Here is a 1,266-nt window from a genome sequence, read left to right as displayed (position 1 = left end):
GCCCTGAGCTCCTCGAAGCGCGGCAGGTCGCCGTCGAGGAGGCGCTGCCGGGCCCGGCGGTACAGCTGGGCGGCGGGCTCGGTGGGCACCGTGACGCCGATCGGCGCGCTCGGCCCGCCGGTCAGGTCGAACAGCGGCACCTTCCAGGCCTCCATCGGCAGCTGCGGGGAGCGCCGCTCCAGCCAGCCGCCGGGCAGGAACAGCCGGCGGCCGGCCCGGGTGCGGTCGGCCTCCACCACCAGGTCGCCGGCGGCGAGTTCGGCCCGGGCGGCCTTCATCCGGGCGGGCCGCCAGCCGGTCCAGCGCGCGGTGTTGCGGTCGGTCGGATCGGGCATCGCCAGCAGCATCAGGTAGAGCGCGGCGGCGTCCGCGCCCAGGCCGTGCTCGGCGGCGACCTCGGCGACCAGGTCCGGCACCGAGCGGGACGGGTCCTGCGGCCACCAGGTGCCGTCCTTGCCGCGCTCGCCGGCGACCGGGTCGCCCGGGTCGGCCAGCAGCGCCCCGAACGAGTCGGCGCGGGCGATCCGCAGCGCCGCCTCGGCCGGGAACGGCACCTCGCCGTCGGTCCGCAGCGCGGGCAGGTACGGGTCCTCCCCGGCCGCGTCGAGCAGGGCCGTGCGGATACCGGGTGCGGGCTGGCTGTCGTGCGTCGCCATGATCACCGCGCCGTACCGCTCGAAGCCCTCGCCCGTCGCGGTCGGCGTGCCGGCCACCTTCTGGAAGGCGGGCAGGCTGACGTAGCGGCCCAGGTCGAGGATCAGCTCCGGGTGGGCCAGCCGGTCCCGTACCGCGGTCAGGGCGGCCGGCAGTGCGGCCCGCAGCGGGTCGCCGACCGGCAGCCGGTGGGCCAGCCAGGCGGTCACCGCGACCGCGCCGATCAGGCTCCTGGCGGTGAAGCCGTCGGCCTTCCCGTCCACCGGGACGCAGCGGTCCCCGCGGACCGTCCAGTCCAGGTCGCGGCTGAGCTCCGGCGCCACGGCCGGGTCGAGCACGGCCGGCAGCGAACGGGCGGCCGGCCAGTCGGTGCGCACCGCCCGGGCGGCCTCCGCGAGCAGCGTCTCCGGGACGGCGACCCGCCGGCCGACCGTCGCCGTCCACAGCGCGGCGGCCGCGGCGGTGTCCGGGCCGTCCGTCCACAGCCGGGCCGGGTCGGCGGGCAGCAGCGCCGCGGGCCCGCGCCCGGGGTCACCCCCGGCCACGCCCCCCCGGTGCGCCGTGGGCCCCCCCGCGGCCGCGGACCAGAACCCCCAAAGCCCCCGGGCGCGC

At 79.5% G+C, this 1,266-nt stretch carries 1 pseudogene; it reads right to left on the bottom strand.

Annotation, left to right across the window (positions count from 1 at the left end):
• Positions 1-1,199, bottom strand: a pseudogene (locus ACFV0G_RS28915) (DNA-binding protein); the annotation flags it as partial.
• Between the last annotated feature and the right edge of the window lie 67 nt (positions 1,200-1,266).

The sequence above is a fragment of the Kitasatospora sp. NPDC059571 genome (assembly GCF_042735675.1).
Classification (GTDB): domain Bacteria; phylum Actinomycetota; class Actinomycetes; order Streptomycetales; family Streptomycetaceae; genus Kitasatospora.
Note: the sequence above shows the minus strand (reverse complement) of the source record. Positions and strands in the feature narration are given on the sequence as shown.